The organism is Microbacterium sp. UFMG61 (genome assembly GCF_015354505.1).
GTDB lineage: Bacteria > Actinomycetota > Actinomycetes > Actinomycetales > Microbacteriaceae > Microbacterium.
Window position 1 is genome coordinate 107,956 of record NZ_JACAFP010000011.1, and the last position, 18,321, is coordinate 126,276.

16 protein-coding genes are annotated in these 18,321 nt (G+C 63.7%); 5 read left to right on the forward strand and 11 right to left on the reverse strand.

What is annotated here, in order from left to right; all coding sequences use genetic code 11:
• Positions 1–1,425, forward strand: a complete 1,425-nt coding sequence (locus IXW21_RS14435) for a PepSY-associated TM helix domain-containing protein (RefSeq protein WP_194764951.1) — start codon at positions 1–3, stop codon at positions 1,423–1,425.
• 59 nt (positions 1,426–1,484) lie between these two features.
• Here the strand turns inward: IXW21_RS14435 and IXW21_RS14440 are convergent, their stop codons facing one another.
• The 4 genes from IXW21_RS14440 to IXW21_RS14455 all read right to left on the reverse strand — a co-directional run bounded on the left by IXW21_RS14440 (position 1,485) and on the right by IXW21_RS14455 (position 4,409).
• Entirely contained in the window at positions 1,485–2,327 is an 843-nt protein-coding gene (locus IXW21_RS14440; protein ID WP_194764952.1) for an SDR family oxidoreductase, read from the reverse strand.
• Between the two features lie 70 nt (positions 2,328–2,397).
• Positions 2,398–3,345, reverse strand: coding sequence for a PDR/VanB family oxidoreductase (locus tag IXW21_RS14445; protein ID WP_194764953.1), 948 nt, complete (start codon positions 3,343–3,345; stop codon positions 2,398–2,400).
• Positions 3,346–3,576: 231 nt separating this feature from the next.
• On the reverse strand, positions 3,577–4,038 hold the full coding sequence (gene cynS / locus IXW21_RS14450; RefSeq protein ID WP_194764954.1) for a cyanase: 462 nt from the start codon (positions 4,036–4,038) through the stop codon (positions 3,577–3,579).
• Positions 4,035–4,409 (reverse strand): hypothetical protein, encoded by a 375-nt coding sequence (locus tag IXW21_RS14455; protein ID WP_194764955.1) that lies wholly within the window; start codon positions 4,407–4,409, stop codon positions 4,035–4,037. The genes cynS and IXW21_RS14455 overlap by 4 nt, the downstream gene beginning before the upstream one ends.
• Positions 4,410–4,609: 200 nt before the next feature.
• Here IXW21_RS14455 and IXW21_RS14460 point away from each other — a divergent pair, with 200 nt between their 5' ends.
• Both IXW21_RS14460 and IXW21_RS14465 read left to right on the forward strand, forming a co-directional pair.
• The gene (locus IXW21_RS14460; RefSeq protein WP_194764956.1) at positions 4,610–5,320 is read left to right on the forward strand and encodes a helix-turn-helix transcriptional regulator; all 711 of its coding nucleotides are present in this window, start codon (positions 4,610–4,612) and stop codon (positions 5,318–5,320) included.
• Positions 5,321–5,461: 141 nt separating this feature from the next.
• On the forward strand, positions 5,462–6,208 hold the full coding sequence (locus IXW21_RS14465) for a sulfite exporter TauE/SafE family protein (protein ID WP_311243618.1): 747 nt from the start codon (positions 5,462–5,464) through the stop codon (positions 6,206–6,208).
• Between the two features lie 25 nt (positions 6,209–6,233).
• On the opposite strand, the gene IXW21_RS14470 is transcribed toward IXW21_RS14465, so the two are convergent.
• From IXW21_RS14470 to IXW21_RS14500, 7 genes are all read right to left on the reverse strand, one after another.
• Positions 6,234–6,878, reverse strand: coding sequence for a TetR/AcrR family transcriptional regulator (locus IXW21_RS14470; protein WP_194764957.1), 645 nt, complete (start codon positions 6,876–6,878; stop codon positions 6,234–6,236).
• A 56-nt stretch (positions 6,879–6,934) separates the two neighbouring features.
• A complete protein-coding gene (locus IXW21_RS14475; protein ID WP_194764958.1) occupies positions 6,935–9,367 on the reverse strand; it encodes a beta-glucosidase in 2,433 nt (810 codons plus the stop codon).
• Between the two features lie 4 nt (positions 9,368–9,371).
• A complete protein-coding gene (locus IXW21_RS14480) occupies positions 9,372–10,652 on the reverse strand; it encodes an MFS transporter (RefSeq protein WP_194764959.1) in 1,281 nt (426 codons plus the stop codon).
• A 216-nt stretch (positions 10,653–10,868) separates the two neighbouring features.
• Positions 10,869–11,885 (reverse strand): LacI family DNA-binding transcriptional regulator, encoded by a 1,017-nt coding sequence (locus tag IXW21_RS14485; RefSeq protein WP_194764960.1) that lies wholly within the window; start codon positions 11,883–11,885, stop codon positions 10,869–10,871.
• A gap of 58 nt (positions 11,886–11,943) precedes the next feature.
• Entirely contained in the window at positions 11,944–12,780 is an 837-nt protein-coding gene (locus IXW21_RS14490; protein WP_194764961.1) for a carbohydrate ABC transporter permease, read from the reverse strand.
• A gap of 77 nt (positions 12,781–12,857) precedes the next feature.
• Positions 12,858–13,799, reverse strand: a complete 942-nt coding sequence (locus IXW21_RS14495) for a carbohydrate ABC transporter permease (RefSeq protein ID WP_228528582.1) — start codon at positions 13,797–13,799, stop codon at positions 12,858–12,860.
• A gap of 3 nt (positions 13,800–13,802) precedes the next feature.
• Entirely contained in the window at positions 13,803–15,101 is a 1,299-nt protein-coding gene (locus IXW21_RS14500; RefSeq protein WP_194764962.1) for an ABC transporter substrate-binding protein, read from the reverse strand.
• 251 nt (positions 15,102–15,352) lie between these two features.
• Between IXW21_RS14500 and IXW21_RS14505 the strand changes: the two genes are divergently transcribed.
• Entirely contained in the window at positions 15,353–16,924 is a 1,572-nt protein-coding gene (locus IXW21_RS14505; protein ID WP_194764963.1) for an alpha-L-arabinofuranosidase C-terminal domain-containing protein, read from the forward strand.
• Positions 16,925–16,928: 4 nt separating this feature from the next.
• Positions 16,929–18,188 carry an FAD-binding protein gene (locus IXW21_RS14510; RefSeq protein ID WP_194764964.1) on the forward strand — a complete coding sequence of 420 codons (1,260 nt, stop codon included), beginning with the start codon at positions 16,929–16,931 and terminating at the stop codon, positions 18,186–18,188.
• Positions 18,189–18,321: the final 133 nt, after the last annotated feature.

Sequence of the window (18,321 nt, forward strand, 5' to 3'; positions counted from 1 at the left end):
ATGACCACGATCGACATCGAGTCGACTGGCACCCCGGACAAGACAGTGCCCGCCCCCTCTCGGAAGATCAATTGGTTCGGCGCCTTCTGGCGCTGGCACTTCTACGGCGCACTCCTGGTCATCCCCGTACTTTTCGTGCTCGCCGTGACCGGTATGACATACCTGTTCCGCGCGCAGATCGACGCGGCGATGCACCCGGGCGTCATCACGGTCGCCGTCCCGGACGGCGCGGATCGACTGCCCCTGTCCGCCCAGCAGGAGGCGGTCGCAGCGGAATTCCCCGACCGTTCGGTCGTCTCGCTGTTCGACAGCCTCGGTGACCGCTCGACGGTCTTCGTCACCGAGCTTGCCGACGGCACCACTCAGAACGTCTACGTGGACCCGTACAAGGGAGTCGTCACCGGATCACTGACCGACGATCAGCTCATCTCCGACGTGTTCATCCGCATTCACGGCAACCTGTTGGCGGGAGACTTCGGCGATCGGCTGATGGAGCTCGGCGCCAGCTGGGCCATCGTGCTGACGATCACCGGCTTCCTGATCTTCTTCCTCGGGCGCAGGCCGCGAAAGCTCGCCGCGCAGAAAAAGGCCAAGGGCGCACGGCTGCGCAGCGCGCACGCACTCGTCGGCCTCCCCGTCGGCCTCGGAATCCTGATGCTCGTCACCTCCGGACTCCCCTGGACCGGACTGTGGGGCAGCGTGTCCGAAGAGGTCGCAGCGACCGGCGGGTCTTCCTTCTGGGGAGCCGATCCGGGCGCGGAGTCCACCATGAAAGACCTCATCGAGCAGACGGACGGCTCCAGCGCGCCCGCAGGCTGGGCCGTGGGCATGGGCCCGACAGGACAGAGCGCGGGCCAGGGCGCAGGAGTCTCGATCGACGCTGCCATCGCAGCCGCCGAGGCCGAGGGGGCACCGAGCCCGTACTACGTGATCTACCCCGTGGACGAGGCAGGCGTCTTCAGCGTGATGAGCAGCCAGTGGTATCAGCAGGGAAATCCCGCGGAGTCCGATGTCACTCTCGAGCAGACGGTGCACGTGGATAAGTACTCGGGCGAGGTCGTCGCGCAGTACGGCTACGACGACTACAGCCCGCTCGCCCAGGTCGTCTCACATGGAATCGCAATCCACGAAGGGCGGCACTTCGGGCCGATCAACACGATCCTGACGACGCTCTTCTGCCTCGCTGTGATCTTCATGTGCGTCTCCGCTCCGATCATGTGGTGGCGTCGCCGCGGCACCGCGAGCGGCATGGCAGCGCCGCGCGCGCGACTCCCTCTGTTCGGCAACATCGCGCTGCTCGTCGGCGTGGTGTCCCTGGGCATCTTCCTGCCGATGTTCGGTCTGTCTGTGCTGGTGATCCTGGCTGTGGATCAGCTGCTCATCCGTCGCATCCCCGCCTGGCGGAAGTTCTTCGGCACCGTGTGAGTTCGGGGAGGGCACTCACGCCATAGGCCGACTGCCCTCCCCGGATCCCGCATTCAGGCTCAGACCGCGAGCTCACCCAGCCAGCTCTCGACGCTGCGCGGGGTGATTCCGAGAAGCTTCTGCGCCGAGCGCTCCTCATCGATCACTTCACCGGGCATGGTCCAACGGAAGTGATAGGAATCGACCACCGGCCGCGCCCCGTCCGCGCCGAACAGCGGGATGATCAACTCCCCGTATGCCTCGGGATCCTGCGCCTCGAAGACGACAGGCGAGGCGAAGTAACGAGCGAAGCCCTGCGCGACATCCTCTCCGAGCAGCGGCGGGAGTGCACCGGCCGTGACGACGCCCGTCACGGAGTCATCCGTCAGCAGTCGGACCGCAATATCGGCCATGTCGAGGTGAGAGATCCACGAGACAGGGTAGTCATCACGGATCGGGTAGCGCAGCACTCCATCTTCGCGCGCCGGACCGAGAGTGACCGGAAGCAGAAGATTCTCAAGGAAGACCTGGGGCGCGATGAGCGCATACGACACGCCGGACGCGGCCAGGGATTCCGCCAACACCCCGTGTGCGGTCGGCGTTCCGTCAGGAAGCGCGGTCGGATAACCACTGGTCGAGAACACGACTCGACCAGGACGTGCCTGAGAGACGGCCTGACCGATCGCCTTGGCGTAGGCGAGCTGCTGGTCGGGGCTGGCGAGCGGCAAGTGCACGAAGACCGCGTCCGCACCTGCGTAGGCCTGCACCAGCGAGTCCACCGAAGCGTTGTCGATGGAGAGTGAGGGGCCCGCAACCTTCGCACTGTCACGAATCGCCGCAGTCGGACTGTGACCTGCCGCGGCCAGGCCAGCAAGAACGGGGGAACCTTGTGCGCCGGTGGCGCCATGAACGATGATTGTCATATCTCTATTAGTGCATATGATGCATCGGTTATGTCAACTGCACTAATGGAGATCGAGCGAGCTCGGTCAACTATATGTCGAGCGTCAGTTCGGCGGTGAGCGCACGCGAACAGCACACATTGATCTGAGAATGCGTGGCGTGTTCCCGCTCGCTCTGCACGTGGTCTCGATGATCAGGCACGCCCGCCAGCACCGGCACGATGCATGAACCGCAGATGCCCTGACCACAGGACCGGTACGTTTCGTAGCCGTTGCGCTCGAGCACGGAAGCGATCGACTCAGTGGCCTCCACCTTCATCTTCTGGCCTGTCGATGCGGCGACAACCGTGAATGCTTCATCGACAGGAGAGCCAGGCGCCGCGTCCGAGGAGAAGCGTTCCGTGACGAACTGGTCGTCGCGCCACCCCGACTCCAGTGCCCGTTCTCGCGCGAGCGCGATGAACCCGTCCGGCCCGCATGCGTAGATCATGCCGTCGACCGTCGGCTCGAGGAGACTCCGAGGCCCACTCACGCGGAAGGAGTCACCCTCGTCACTGAAGTGCGGCACGACTGATGCCGCATATGGGCGCGACCGCAGGTATTCGAGGAGTGGGAGGGACGCCGCACGTGCGGCGTACGCGTGCAGCTCGAAAGCGCCCCCGTCGCGATGCAGAGACGATGCCATCGACACGAGCGGAGTGATACCGACTCCACCCGCGAGCAGAAGTGATGTCGCCGCTCCGGATGCCAGTGCGAAGGTGTTGCGCGGCGGAGAGATGTGCAGCCGATCCCCGACGCTCACGCTGTCGTGCACGTACCGCGAAGCACCACGCCCCCGGTCCTCCTTCTGCACACACACCGAGATGACTCCCTCTTCAGGCGACGCGTCGACGAGAGAATACTGACGGATCAGGGTCTCCGTCAGATGAAGATCGACGTGCGCGCCCGGTTCGACCGTGATCACGTCATCAGCGCGCACGAGTCGAAGATGCAGCAGCACCGCACGGTCGGAGACAACCGTCCGTTGGGACACGACCACCTCAAGAGGCGAAGGCCGGAATCGGCCCACAGCCGCCGCCTGCGGTCGAGCGCGTCTACGCAGCGCATCCAAAAGACCCATCGCCTTCGCCCCCTCATTTGCTCAGCCGCGCGGGGTCCCCGCAGACCGCTGTCCACATGTGCCAGCAGATGACGACGGCGGACCGCGGTGACGACCAGGGCCCGCCGCCGTTGTTCAGTTGTGGCGTTGACAACTCTACAATACGTAGCTTTAATTCTCACGCACGGCCGACACCCATGCATAGGGGAGGAACTTCCCGTCGATCGTCACGACCACACGGTCTCCATCCGGATGTGCCATCCGATCGAGCGTGATGCTGCAGTTGATCGCACTTATGATGCCATCGCCGAATTCGTCGTGAATGAGCGATTTGAGGGCCGGACCGTACACCTGCACGAGCTCGTGAAAACGGTAGATGGTCGGGTCCTGAGACACGTCGTGGCTCGGGACCCGCGTGGGCTGCCGGACGAGCGCATCTACGACGTCATCGTCCAGCGCCAGAGCATCCCTCAGTTCCTCGGCTTCCCGTTCCGGGATGGGGTGCGCCCCGAGCGCAGCCGCGGCGGTCCATACGGGCGGCCGCCCCAGACGCCGGGCGAGGTCTCGCCAAAACAAGCGCTGTCGCCGTCGACGTTCGTCGACGAGGTATCCGGCATCCTCTTTGCTGATCACTCCGCGTGCCCTGCCGCGTAGTAGTCGTTGCCGCGCGAGAACTCCACGAACGTGCACGCAATGTCGCCCACGGACCAGGCATCGTGTCCGGGCGGGAGCAGCATGACATCGCCCGCGGAGAACTCTTCCTGCTCACCGTCCGCCATCAGGACAGCGAGTGTTCCTGCGATCACGAGGGCGACGTGCGGCAGTTCGCAGTCCTCCGTGCCCGCGTATCCCTTGAGATCGTTCGACCACTTCGCCCCGACATCGAAAGTCACCTGCGTCACCTCAACGCCGTCCAGCGTCGCGGTGCGCTTCGAGATGAGTCCGTGACCGTCCGCCGGAATGTCCGCGAGAGTCGCCTTCTGCATCGCCGTGTTGTACGCCATGTCCTGTTCCTTCCGTCGGCTTACGCCATGTCGAATGTGTGAGTTGATCACATCATCGAGGCCCCCGTCGGGGAAGGAAGAATACGCACGCCCTCCATGTCGTCGCGTTTCGTCGGTTCTGTAACACGACGGTCACATCCGCGACGCGACGGGGCAAAATCACCCCCCTAGCGTGGACGCATGGGTGAACGATGACTTCGGTGCGCGACCCATGGACGCCTGCGGTGCTCGACGCCGTGCCCCACCCGATGCTGGTGATCGACGCGGGCGGAGCAGTCGCACAGGTCAACCGTGCCGCGAGCCTCGTGCTGGGGTACCAGGAACCCAGGGAACTGAAAGGTCGAGCGAGTCACGACGCCCTCCACCGGCACCGGGAAGACGGGACGGTGTATCCCGCCCATGAGTGCCCGATCGTCCGCGCGTCACCGCGCCAGTCACATACTCCGGCGCGGGAGATCTTCATCGACCGGTTAGGCAGGGCGATCCCGGTGACCTGGACCGTGTCGGCACTTCCCGACGACTCCTGCAAGCTCCTCTCTTTCCACGCCGCTAACTCCGGAGGCGCAGTGATAGCCCGACGGCTTCCGTCCGCCGCCGACATTCGCTCGCAGATCGCAACAGGTTTCCGGGATCCCGACCTGACTCCACTGAGCATCGCCGCGACCAACCACATGTCCTTGCGGGCGCTCCAGCGCATCCTGTCCCGGGAGGGCGCATCGCCCGCCTCCTTGATCCGATCGGAGAGACTGCGGCACGCATCGGAGCTGCTCCGCAGAGGGATGCCACCCCAGGTGGCCGCGTTCGAGTCGGGCTTCGGCGACCCCGACACGTTCTCGCGTGCATTCCGACGACACTTCGGCGTCGCCCCCAGCGCATATTCGGCTCGCAGCCCCCGAGGAACCCTGCGCTAATGAAGAGGGGATGTTGCTTGCTCAGTGCCCGAGGAGCATTTTTACCGACCGAGCGCCCGGTCTGTATGCTACGTTGATTCGACGCACTGCCGCGAGGATGCTGCGCTGCCGTCCTAGCGCTTGACAGAGAGAGGTACCCGAGTGCTCATCGTGATCATCGCTCTCGGATTGGCCATCGGGGCACTGACCGGGCTGTTGGGCGCCGGGGGCGGAATTCTGACCGTCCCCGCACTGGTGTACCTCGTGGGGCTGCCCGTCTCCTCAGCGATATCGACGTCTCTCGTCGTGGGCGCGATCGGCCCCCTGGCTGCGTTGATCCCACGCCTGCGAGGCGGCGTGGACTGGAGGATGGTGCTGCCTGTCGCCGGCGCGGGCGTGGTGGCGGCATTCGGCGGCACACTCGTCGGCCGGCTCATCTCGGAGGAGATACTCCTCCTGCTCTTCGCCCTTCTGATGGTGGCCTCCGGCGTGCAGATGCTCCGGGGACGGCCACAGGCCACGGGCAATGACCGCCGACCGAAGCTGTGGGCCCTGCGGGGAATCGCTGTCGGGCTGCTCGTGGGGTTCCTGACCGGTCTGCTCGGCATCGGCGGCGGCTTCATCACCGTCCCCGCTCTGGTCTTCCTCCTCGGAATGTCGATGAGGCTGGCGATCGGCACTTCTCTGGTCGTCGCCATGATCAACTCCCTGGCCGGCATCGCTGCGCATGCGGGGGTGTCGAACCTCGACTGGGGACTGATCATCGCCTTTGTCATCCCCTCGATGGCGGCATCCTTCTTGACAGCGTTGCTCGCGAAGCGCGTGAGCAACGTGTTCCTGCAGAAGACCTTCGCGATCATGGTCCTGGCAGTCGCCGCCATCACGGTGGCACAGGTGCTTCTGCCCTGACCGGCGAATGCGCAGTTCAGCGTCGTCAAGAAGGCGAAGGAGCGAGCTCCCAGCACGCTCGGAGACCGGCGACGTGAGCGGATACCTGACTCACCATGTCGATGCGTCGGTCGACCAACCACTGCTGTTGGATGCCGTCGAGCACAGCGATCGTGTTCCCGACCAGCAGCTCTGTGGGAGCATCCGCACGGATCACGCCCGATTCCTTCCCCTGCGCCACGGCATCACCCAGCCACGCGCGTGCGCTGGCGTAGTGATCTCGCAGCCATTCGTTGGCCGGGTGGTCGGGCTCGGTGGCCTCCGCCGAGACGCGGACGAACACGCCCACCCATTCGGGACGCGTTGAGTTGCGGGCCGTCAGCGGCACGAGAGCCTCGAACGCGTCCCACCCGAGGGGAACCGTGCCGTCTCCGAACAGGAATGCGTTGTCGTCCTGCTCGCGCTGCTCGAGAATCGCGGCCAGCAATGCCACCTTGGAGGGGAAGTGATGCAGCAGCCCCGACTGGGAGATTCCGCTGGCGGCCGCGACATCCGCGATCGACATCTTGTGAAAACCGACCTCGGCGATCTGTTCCACAGCGGTGCCGACGATCTGCTGCTGCGTCTCTGCGGCAGATCGTCTCGCACGCCGCTTGCGGGTGTCAGGGGCGTATCTCGGGGGGAAGGACAAGGATGCCTCTCTCGATAGGGACCGAAACCGACGGACGGTGCACTGTCAGTCCAGTTTCAAGGAATCGTAACGCGGACATCTCCCAAACCTCGACCGATGAGTACCGTTCCTGCCTGGAGCGGCACCCACCCCTGCGCGCCCTGGTCCCAGCAACGCTGGAGCCGAAGGTCGCACGCGGCTCGAATCATGACTTCCTGGCCGGGAAGCACATCAGACTGCCCCCAGCCGATCAGTCGGATCGGCTCGTCATCGCTCTCCGGGTCGAAGTAGATCTGCACGGTCTCGCGCCCGGCGAGTCTGCCGGAGTTGCGTACCGCGACGTCAACCGCATCGATCCGCCCATCGGACGATCGCACGGTCTGCGCCTCCGAGTACTCCCACGTGGTGAGCCCGAGCCCGTGCCCGAACCAGAAGGCTGGTGCATCCCCACTCCCGAACCAGCCGCGATGGCCGATCGACGTTCCCTCGGCATACTCCAGGACACCCCGTCGGGGCGTGGTGCTCCACGCCGGTCCGCGGTGATTGCCCGCGGGGAAGGTGGTGACCAGACGGCCCTCCGGGAGCACATCACCCAGCAGCGCAGCCGCGACAGCATCCCCCGCTTCCTGACCGGGGAGGCCAGTGAACAGGACAGCATCGACATCAGCGATCCAGGGCATGAGTACGGGGGTGGCGGCGTTGATGACGACCACAGTACGCCTCGCGACGTTCGCGACTGCCGCGACGAGCGCATCCTGATCGCCCGGTAGCGACAGCGTGGTCTTATCCTCGCCTTCCGTCTCCTGGTCGGGGGTGAAGCCCACGACGACGACAGCCACATCGGCTGTCCGAGCCGCTGCAGAGGCAGCAGAGATCGCGGAAGCCGATGATCGCGACGCCTCGCTGACGACCAGGCCGAGGATGCGCGGCAGCGAATCCCTCTCCACGGTCGCGGTGACGAGTTGCCCCGGCTCCACGCGCACGGCCGTGGCATGGCTCTTGGGACGGAAGAAGCCGCCGCCGGGACCGGGGTGATAGTCGATCCGGTAGCTGCTCTCGTGCCCTTCCGTGACCAGATGCCAGTTCCCGGGGCCCCGGGTTCCGAGCTGCACCATGCGGCCGTCCCGAATCTCCAGAGTCGCGCTCAACTCGATGCGGGCGGCCCCCTCTAGCCATCCGATCTGGCTGTCCTCGAGCTCCGCCACTTCGAGATGCCGGCTGTGCACGAGATCGCCGGCTTCGTCGAAGACCCGCACACGGATTCCGTGCTCCCCCGTTTCGGGATCACGCACGAGCGTGGGCTTCACGGTGGGCAGCGTCTTACGCGTCTCGACGCCGTCGGTGAAGATGACGTGGTCGGCACCGAGGCGCGCAGTCATCCCTTCGGCGATCGAGATGACGTGCGGAGCGCGAACCTGAGCGGATCCGCCCCCCTGTCCGATCGTGTCCGTCGCATGGCGACCGATGAGGGCGTACGTGGCATCCTCACGGAGGGGAAGGGTGTCATCGACGTTCTTGATGACGACCATGCCGGCCGCCGCAAGCCGCCGGAGTTGCGCCCGCCGCAGAGCGCCGGCCGGTACCTCGACGGCTTCGGGCCAACTGCGGGGTACGGCGAGGCCGCCCACACGATGGGCGAGCAGGAGCAGACGCCGCACATGATCGTCGATGGCTTCTTCAGAGACGGCCCCCTCACGCACTTCTTCCTCGAGCGATTCCGTCCAGGGTGTCGTCGGGCCGGGCATCACGAGGTCGAGCCCCGCGGCAGCGCTCTCGGCGGCCGTTTTGGTGGCGTACCAGTCCGACAAGACCAGTCCGTCGTAGCCCCACTCGTCTTTCAGCACCTGGGTGATGAGCTCATGGTGCTCCGTCGAGGGAACCCCGTTCACGCTGTTGTACGCCGCCATCACGGTCCAAGGATTCGCATCGTCGACCGCGATCTCGAAGGGCGTCAGGTACACCTCCCTGAGCGTCTTCGCCGTCATCCGCACATCAACCGTCGTCCGCTCGGTCTCGGACTCATTGCCGAGGAAGTGCTTGGCGCTGGCACCGATGCCCCTCTCCTGAAGTGCGTTGATGTACGCACTCGCAAGGCGGCCGGTGAGCAGCGGGTCCTCACTGAACGCCTCGAAGAGCCTGCCGCCCAGTGGGGACCGGTGCAGATTGATGGTCGGCCCCAGCACGACGTGCGTCCGTTGCGCCTCTGCTTCCTCGGCCAGGATCGCTCCTGCTTCGGCGAGCGCCTCGGGATTCCAGGTCTGAGCGAGCAGGCTCGCGTTGGGCAGCAGGCAGCTCTCGCGACCCCCGACGACGATCTCGCCGCGCACCCCGGTCGGGCCGTCCGAGAGCACGAGACCTTCGAGACCGATCGACGCATCCGCGTGCAGCGAGAAGTTGTCGGCGCCGGAGAGCAACCGCACCTTCGCTTCCAGCGTCAGCCGTCGAACGAGATCGTCGATGACCGGCTCCAGTGCGGCGACTCCCGCCGTTTCCTCATCATGGATCGTCATCGGTTCACCTCACGCTTCGGACGGGAATGATCAGCACGGCACCGACAACGGCTATCACGCCGGCGATGATGAGCATGATGTCGTAGTTGGTCCCGCTGCTCAAGCCGACGATCCAGGCGGCGAGCGCAGGCGCCACCACCTGGGGGCCGGCCATCGCGATATTGAAGACACCGAGGTCTTTCGCCGTCTCTTCCGGGTCGGGCAGCACATCCAGCACGAGCGCGAGGTCGACAGCCACGTAGGCCCCGAACCCGACCCCGATGATGGCCTCCGCCACGAAGAACATCATGGGCTCCGTCGTCTGCGTGAGAAGGATCGTGCCGGCGGCGAAGATGAGCGCTGCGACGACGATGAAGACCTTGCGCCGTCCAAGCTTGTCCGAGAGCCATCCGGCGATCTGGCCGCTGACGATCAGGGCGATCGTGAAGACCAGGACGCCCGTCGCCATGATGCGCACCGCTTCGGCAGGCTCGAGGTTCATCTCGTGCTGGATCCATAGCAGCCGGAAGGTGATGAACATGAAGTTCGCCAGCACGACCAGGAAGCGCGACCACCAGGCGAGTCCGAAGTCGGGGTTCTTGATCGGGTTCACCCAGAACGTCTTCAGCACCGTGCTGATGCCTCCGCCGGAACGGGCGGGGAAGGGCCGCGGCTTGTCGGGCAGCATGATCGCGTAGATGAGCACCAGGATGAAACCGACGACTCCGGGGATCAGGAAGAGAAGCAGCAGTTGCGTGGCGAAGAACTGCGCGGCGTAGGCGGCGCCGAGGGTCGCGGCCTGCTGGGCGATGCCGATGGCTCCGGCGACCTTGCCGCGCTGCGAAGAGGGGAGCTGATCGGCGATGGATGCGGTGTGCGCGGCGATTGCCGCATTCGCCGTGATCTGCGCGAGGATCCACCCCGCGCCGACGACCAGAGCCGTAGGCGCGATGGCCATGATCAGCAATGCGACCAGGAGACCCGCCATGCCGACGATCATCCAAGGTCGACGCCGCCCGAACCGACTCATCGTCCGGTCACTGATTCGCCCGAACACCGGGTCGAAGAACAGCGCGGACAGCGCGCCGATGGACGTGATCAGGCCGAGCGTGCCGATCACCTCTTCCTGCGGCATCAGCGACTGCAGCTTGAGAACGAGCGCCGCCGAGATGACGGTCGACAGCGGAAGCATGAGCCCCAGGCGGGCGAGCACCATCGTGGTGACCACGGCGGGCCGGGCGCGCATGGTGGGTGCGGCGAAAGTTGGGGGCTGGGGTGAGTCACCGACAGCGGTGTCGTCGATCATGGCGCTCCTCGTTGAGTGGGTTATACAGACCGAGCACTCGGTCGGTATAACCGTAGCGCACTGCATTGAGATTCTCAATTGTCGGAATCGCGTCGAGGTGACACAAACACGCTTTACGTGACACAGGCGAGATTTGACGTGACACGGAGTGTCATGAAATGCCGATGGGCCTCCGGCGTCGCGGATCGGCGTGCAGAAGACAGTAGCCCCTCTGTATTAGGCGTGTGCAGTAGATTCGCGAACGATGAGAGCGCCGGGAATGATGGTGCGCGTCGGTTGTTGGTGTCCTCCGAGGCGACTGCTCAGTACTCGCACTGCCTCCTCGCCAAGCGAGTGAGCGTGAACGTCGTAGGTGGTAAGCGGAGGAGAACGGAAGGCGCTCTCCTCTACGTTGTCGGTTCCCACTACGGCGATGTCTTTGCCTACTTGAAGTCCTCGATCGATGATCGCCTGATATGCGCCGCGGGCGCTCTTGTCGCTGACCGCATAGATGGCGGTTGGTGGCTCGGGCAGACCAAGCAGGGCGAGCGTCTGGGCGTAGCCCTTCGGCTCGGTTCCGGCGGGTTGATCGGGCATGAGGAAGGGGTCTGGTTGCACGCCCGCTTCCCAGAGGGCTGCGAGGTGGCCTCGCGCCCTGTCGGTGAGCGACACGTAACGGCTCGAGCCCTTCAAGAGCCCGATCCGTCGGTGGCCTAGCTCGAGCAAGTGCTGTGTGCAGGCATACCCGGCGCTCAGGTTGTCCGCGATCACGGCATCAACGGGGAGATCGACATAGTTCTCCACCAGAACGGTGGGTATTCCGGTGTCGACGATGCTCTGCACGACCTCCCGCGTGATGTCTCCGCCGTTCGTCAGGATCATGCCGTCGACGTCTCGCCCGGTTACGGAGCGCAAGCCCATCAGCGGGTCCAGTCCGCGGCGGTGCACGGCCAGGACGACATGCGTATCGACGTCACCCGCCGCCGCATATACGCCGTGGACGATGCTATCGATGAAGCCGTCAAGCTTTGCCTCGTACCCGAGGTCTTCGACGAGCAGGCCAAGCACTCGTGCACGTGTGACCCGTGGTTGCTCGTAGCCGAGCGAACGAGCGGCGGCAAGCACGGTCTCCCGACGTGTGGAAGAGACTCCGGGTTTGTCGTTGAGGACGAGAGCGACAGAGGACACGGGAACCTTCGCGGCTGCGGCGATGTCGCGCATGGTGACGCGTTTGCCGCCGCTGAGGGTCGTCACAGAAATTCCTTCGCTTTGGGGATGGTTGCATTCAATTTACTCATCGCGGGCGCTCCCGTCAGCCGCGCACGGCTCCGGCGGCCATGCCCTCGATGACTTGCTTGTTGAGGAAGAAGTAGAGAATCAGCGTAGGCAACAGCGAGATCACGATGGCTGCGAACGTCGCTCCCCAGTCTCGGGCGCCGTACGTTCCGACGAAGTCGTTGAGGCCCACGGGGAGGGTTTTGAGCGCGTCGTTGGTGAGGAATGTGTTGGCGAACACGAACTCGTTCCATACGAAGATGAAATTGAAGGTGATGACGGTGATTGTGGTGTTGCGGGCGAGCGGGAAGATGAGGCTACGGAAGACTCGCCACGGTCCAGCGCCGTCGAGCTGCGCGGCTTCTAGCAGCGAGTTAGGGACGTAGCGCATGAATCCGCCGTACAGGTAGATGCAGATGGGGAGGTTGAAGCCGACTTGGGGTATGACGACGGCCCAGAAGGTGTTCCTCAATCCCACGGTGTTGTAGGCCTGGAACATGGGCAGCAGGGCGACGAAGATCGGGATCATGATGCCGACGAGGAAGTAGGCCATGACCGCGTGCCCTCGTTTCCACGACAGCTTCTCGATCGCAAAGGCGGCTGGGGCGCCGAGAGCGACGGTGATCCCTATGGTGAGGACAGCGACGATCGTGCTGTTGAGGAAATAGAGGGGCAGGTTCGAGTCGGTGAGGACGCGGACGTAGTTACCGAGATACACCTCGACGGGAAGGGCGTATGAAGGATTCTGCGCAAGATCTGCCGGCGACTTGAAGGACGCTAAGAGCGCCCAGGCGAGCGGAAGGATCTGTCCGACGACGAAGAGCAGGACGACGAGATAGATCGCTCCCCTGGTTACCAGCCGACCGGCGTTCATCTGACGCTTCTCCCCGACCGGCTTGTCCGCTGGCGGGGCGACACGTTGCCTGGCTTGGGAATCATCGATACTGGCGCTCATGCTGCCTCCGATTCAGAACGGAACACACGCCGCAGGATCGCGACAATGACGAGGCACTCGACGACGAGGAAGACGGCGATGGCGCTTCCGTAGCCGAAATGCGAGGAATTGAACATCACCTTGTATAGATACGTCGCGACGAGTTCGCTGGAGGATCCCGGGCCACCGCCTGTGAGGATGTACGAGACGTCGAACGCTTTGAGCGTGCCGCTGATCAGCAGCACGATGGTCACGAGGATGATGCCCTTGATCATCGGGAACTTGATGGAGACATACTGCTGCCACCAGTTGGCGCCGTCGATCGCCGCTGCGTCGAGCACGTCCTGATCGATGGTGAGGAACGCGGTGAGGTAGATCACCATGTAGATGGCGCAGAACTTATAGGCGTCGATGAGGCTTACCAGGAGGAGCGTGAGCTGCGGGTCGGACAGGTATGCACCCTGCAGCTGCTCGAGTCCCAACCCGCCGAAGACAGCGTTGACAATGCCTTCCGGGTCAGCGCTGAGCATCTGCCGGAAGATCTGCGAGATTGCGACCGAAGAGATCACGCAAGGGATGAAGTAGACGACCTTGACGAAGTTGCGCACCCGTCGTAGCGAGAGTAAGAGAATCGCGAGGAGCAGGCCGAGGACCACCTGCACCGAGGCACTGATCAGTGTGAAGACGAGGTTGTTGACGACCGCGGCCCTGAACACGTTGTCGCCGAACATGCGAACATAGTTCTCGATCCCAATGAACTCCATCTTGCCGAGGCCGCTCCAGTCGAAGAGGCTATAACTCAACGACCAGATGACCGGCAGCACGACGGCGGCAGTGAAAACGAGCAGTGCTGGCCCGGCGAAAAGCCAGGGAACCCAGCGACGTCTCTCACGCATCGATTGCTTCTCCTTGTGATGGTAGGCGAACGTGGCAGAGACGGTTGCGTCTCCGCCCCGCAAGGCTTACTGATTCTGGGCGAGGGCTTCGTCGACCAGTTTTGCGAACTGTTCTGGATCCTCCTGTCCGAGCGCGAGGTTGGTGCTTTCGCGCGCGATCACGTCTACTGTGTCCGGGTCCAGACGCACGTCCCACACGTGGGCGAAGTCCTTCACGCCGTTCAGCTCGTCGAGCAGGTCGATCTTGATCTGGCTCAGACCCTCGGTCGTGGTCGGCTTCATCGACGGCAGCGAGTTGAAGTCGAACAGCGAGACGTCGGCAAACCGACTGAACAGGTACTTCATCCACTCGCGCATCGCAGGTGTGTCAGAGTCCACATTGATCGCCGTGCCGATTCCCGCGTGGGCGAACATGTCGGTTAATAGCGTGGCGTCATCGGAACCGGCCGCCGGCATCGCGAATCGGTCGAACTGGGGCAGCAACTCGCCCTGCTCATCGAGGAAGCTGGGCAGCTCCCACGATCCGATGTAGTAGATCGCCGCTCCACCGCTGACAAACAGGTCGCGCGCTGTTGCGTAGTCCCCCGATGACCAGCCGTCTTGGAAGTACTGTGAGATGTCCTGGAAGTACGTTGCCGCCGCGATCCCTTCCGGATCGGACATCTGCGCGTCGCCGGACTTCAACCCTTCGATGAAATCGTTTCCGCTCTCCCGGAAGGGGAGGAACGAGAGGTAGCGCATCTGGGGCCAACGATCGGCGCCTTCCATGGCGATCGGCGTGATGCCCGCCTCTTCCAGCTTTTCACTTACGTCGAGAAGTTCGTCCAGCGTGGTCGGCACTTCGACCCCGGCCTGGGCGAACAGGTCCTTGTTGTACCAGAAGTGCTCGATGTTGCCCTGGAACGTCATCGAATGGATCGACCCGTCCTCAAGCTTCGGGTAGTCCAGACCGATCGGATAGAAGTTGTCGGTGACCCCGATCTCGTCATAGATCGCGCCGACATCAGCAGTCGCGCCACTCGCAACGATCTCCTCGAAGTACGGTTCGGTGTCCGCGTCGAACCAATCGGGCAGTTCCCCGCTCGCGGCGAGGATCCGCACCTTCTGCAAATAGTCCGGCCGGCTGGGGATGCTCTCGATCTCGAGCTCAAAGCCCGGGTGATCCTCTTTGTACTCATCCGCGATCTTCTGGATCGCCTGCATCATGCCCTCGTCGGCGCTGCGAGCGGCGAGCCAATGGATGCTCAGCGCGTCGTCATCACCGTTGGCATCATCACCGTCGCCGGCGCCACAGGCGCTGAGGGCGAGGGCCCCAGCCATACCCATGACCAGCAGTGCTGCACTGCGTCTAGCCAGTCTCATCATTGAGTTCCTCTCGTGCTGTACATCATCGTGTGGGACAGGAGTGAGTTCGCATCCAACGAACGAACAGAAACATTCTGTTCCAATTTTGTTCATGCCTTGGGCTGCGTCCGTTGATCATCATTACGCGGGCAGCCCTGCGAAGTCAACAAGTTTTCCGAGAAACCTCGCTCGAACAAGATCTAGACAAAGGCGAACGGTGTCCTCTACTGTTCTAACAGCCGGATCGAAAGCGCTTCGGCAGAAAGGGAATCATGACGTCAGCAACTCTGTCGATCTCGGGATCGGCACCGGTGACGCCGATCCGCCAGGAGATCTTCGGCTACTTCATCGAGCACTTCCACCGGTTGATCTACGGCGGTATTTTCGAGCCCGGCTCACCCCTGTCCGATGAGCGCGGATTTCGACTCGACGTCGCGGACGCGCTCAGAGAGCTGGGCACCGGTGTGGTGCGCTGGCCCGGCGGATGCTTCGTCTCGGCCTACCACTGGGTCGATGGCGTCGGTCCAGACCGAAAGCCGCGCTTCGACAAGGCATGGCGAGTGGACGAGCCCAACACCTTCGGCACAGCGGAGTTCATCCAGTGGTGCGAGCTCGTCGGTGCCACCCCATACCTTTGCACCAACGCCGGCACCGGAACGCCGGAGGAAATGGCTGATTGGCTCGAGTACTGCAACTCGAACGGCTCCGGGTCGTGGGCGCAGCTCCGACGCGAGCATGGCAACGTCGACGCGTTCGGCGTTCCGTACTGGAGCATCGGCAACGAGAACTATGGCACATGGGAGATCGGCGCCAAGAGTGCCGAAGAGTGGTCCCGCTATGTGACCGAGTCTGCGAAGATGATGCGGCGTGTGGACCCCTCGGTGCACCTCCTGACTGCAGCGCGCGCCGATCTCGACTGGACGCTTCCGCTCCTGAAATCTGCGGGGCCATATCTCGACTCTGTCGCTATCCACGGATACTGGGACCCGCTGTGGATCGACGACAGCCCGATCGACTACCTCACGGCCGTCGGCCGTTCAATGCAACCCGAGCAGGACATCCGCGCGATGCGATCGATCATCCGCGCGGCCGGATACGAAAACGAGATCTCCATCGCCTTCGACGAATGGAACCTGCGGGGATGGCACCACCCGCCCGGGGGAGATGATGACGCCATCGCTGCACGTGATCGCAACGACCGTCACGAGACGTACACGATGGCCGACGCCGTGTTCTCTGCAGGATTTCTGAACGGATGCCTGAGGAATGCCGACGTGGTGAGCATGGCCAACCTTGCTCCTCTGGTGAACGGTCGCGGTCCGCTCTTTGTGGACTCCACCGGCATCGTCAAGCGCACGACGTACTACCTCATGCAGATGTACGCCCGTCTCCTCGGCGCCGAGTACGTGGAATCCACCGCGTCGTCAGCGACCCTCGACTGCGGCGACGGCGTTCACATCCCGGCCGTCGACGCGGTCGTCACACGACGCGGCGACGCTCTTGTCATCGCACTCGTCAACCGCCACCCTGACGCCATTCTTGACTGCGGGATCAGCATCGACGGCGTCGCAGTGACAGGCACAGCTCAGCGCACCACCCTCACCGGCGATAGCACCGACGCATTCAACAGCCCGGAGAACCCGGACCGGGTGGTGCCGACGGTCTCCCAGGAGCACATGGACGACGGAAAGGTCACCCTGCCGGCTCACTCGATCACGGTGCTCGAGATTCCCCAGTCGGTGGCTCCTACGGTGGGCGACTGGATTCGCGGCGAGGGCCAGCAGTGGCGCGAGATCGAACCGACCAGTTCCGGCGCCAAGCCCCACGTCGACTGGGCCTTCTGATCCGATGAACGAACGCACGTGGTCCGGGACGCACACCTTCCGGGCGAGCAAGATCGTCTATCCACGCAGCACTGCAGAAGCCGCGCAGCTGCTGAGGTCCGAACAGGCCGAAGGACGAAGAGTTCGCGGTCTCGGAACGCGGCATTCGTTCAACGACATTGCAGACAACGACGGAACGCTCATTTCGTTGATCGACATCCCTGCGTCGCCGGAGTTGGTCGACTCCGGCGACGCAGTTAAAGTCGCCGCGGGAACCCGCTACGGCGAGCTCGCGACATGGTTGGAAGCACATGGAAGGGCCCTGCGTAATATGGGCTCGCTTCCGCACATCTCGATCGCTGGTGCCATCTCCACAGGTACCCACGGTTCAGGAGACGAGAATGGCATCCTCGCCACATCCGTTCGACGGATCACGTGGCTTGACGCCGACGGTGAAGAACGCTCCATCGCGCGCGGTGACGAGAGCTTCGCGGGGATGCTGGTCGGGCTCGGCGCATACGGGTTGATCACAGAGGTGGTCTTGGATATCGAACCCACCTACTTGGTACGCCAAGACGTCTATCGCGGGATCAGTTGGGACACTCTCCTCTTCAGCCTCAACGACATCACCGCCTCCGCGCACAGCGTCAGCATCTTCACAATGTGGGATGAACCCACTGTCGAACAGGTCTGGGTGAAGAAGCGAGTCGCGGCGGACGACCACACGGATGAGGAGTGGTTCGGCGGACAACGAGAGCGAGTACCCGCCGCCCTTGTCGGCTCCTCCGAGAACCTCACCGAACATGGCATCGCTGGCCCCTGGCTGGACAGAATCCCCCACTTCCGCGTCGACTCAGCACCATCCCACGGTGACGAAATCCAGACAGAGTACTTCGTGTCACGGCCCGACGCAGCGGCAGCCGTGGCAGCCGTCCGTGAGCTGGGAGCGCAACTCGCGCCACTGCTCCACGTGAGCGAGTTGCGCACCGTCGCCGCCGACGAGATCTGGCTGTCACCCGCCTATAAGCAAGCGGTGCTCGGTATCCACTTCACCTGGCGCAACGACCTCGCGGGCGTGCACGCCGTACTGCCCGCCGTCGAATCGGCCTTAGCTCCCTACCGACCTCGTCCACACTGGGGAAAAGTTCACTTGATCCCCGCCGACGGGGTCACCGCCGCCTGGGACCGCCTGCCGGAAGCGCGCGCACTTTACGAGGCACTAGATCCATCCGGATCGTTTTCGAACGACTATCTAGAACGGCTCGGACTTCGCGGCACGCGGTAAGAAGGGGTCGGAACTCTCTAGTACACATCTGGATGCCTGTTGGCTACGGCAAGATCCACCGAAACGACCGCCAGATACACGCCACTCCGGTGAAATCTGCGTCCGAGATCTACATCGGCGTGAGCGACGACGG

Coding starts and splice junctions, on each gene's coding strand:
- IXW21_RS14435 (WP_194764951.1), top strand. CDS start 1: ATGACCACGATCGACATCGAGTCGACTGGCACCCCGGACAAGACAGTG.
- IXW21_RS14440 (WP_194764952.1), bottom strand. CDS start 2,327: ATGACAATCATCGTTCATGGCGCCACCGGCGCACAAGGTTCCCCCGTT.
- IXW21_RS14455 (WP_194764955.1), bottom strand. CDS start 4,409: ATGGCGTACAACACGGCGATGCAGAAGGCGACTCTCGCGGACATTCCG.
- IXW21_RS14475 (WP_194764958.1), bottom strand. CDS start 9,367: ATGACGATCCATGATGAGGAAACGGCGGGAGTCGCCGCACTGGAGCCG.
- IXW21_RS14480 (WP_194764959.1), bottom strand. CDS start 10,652: ATGATCGACGACACCGCTGTCGGTGACTCACCCCAGCCCCCAACTTTC.
- IXW21_RS14490 (WP_194764961.1), bottom strand. CDS start 12,780: ATGAACGCCGGTCGGCTGGTAACCAGGGGAGCGATCTATCTCGTCGTC.
- IXW21_RS14500 (WP_194764962.1), bottom strand. CDS start 15,101: ATGATGAGACTGGCTAGACGCAGTGCAGCACTGCTGGTCATGGGTATG.
- IXW21_RS14505 (WP_194764963.1), top strand. CDS start 15,353: ATGACGTCAGCAACTCTGTCGATCTCGGGATCGGCACCGGTGACGCCG.
- IXW21_RS14510 (WP_194764964.1), top strand. CDS start 16,929: ATGAACGAACGCACGTGGTCCGGGACGCACACCTTCCGGGCGAGCAAG.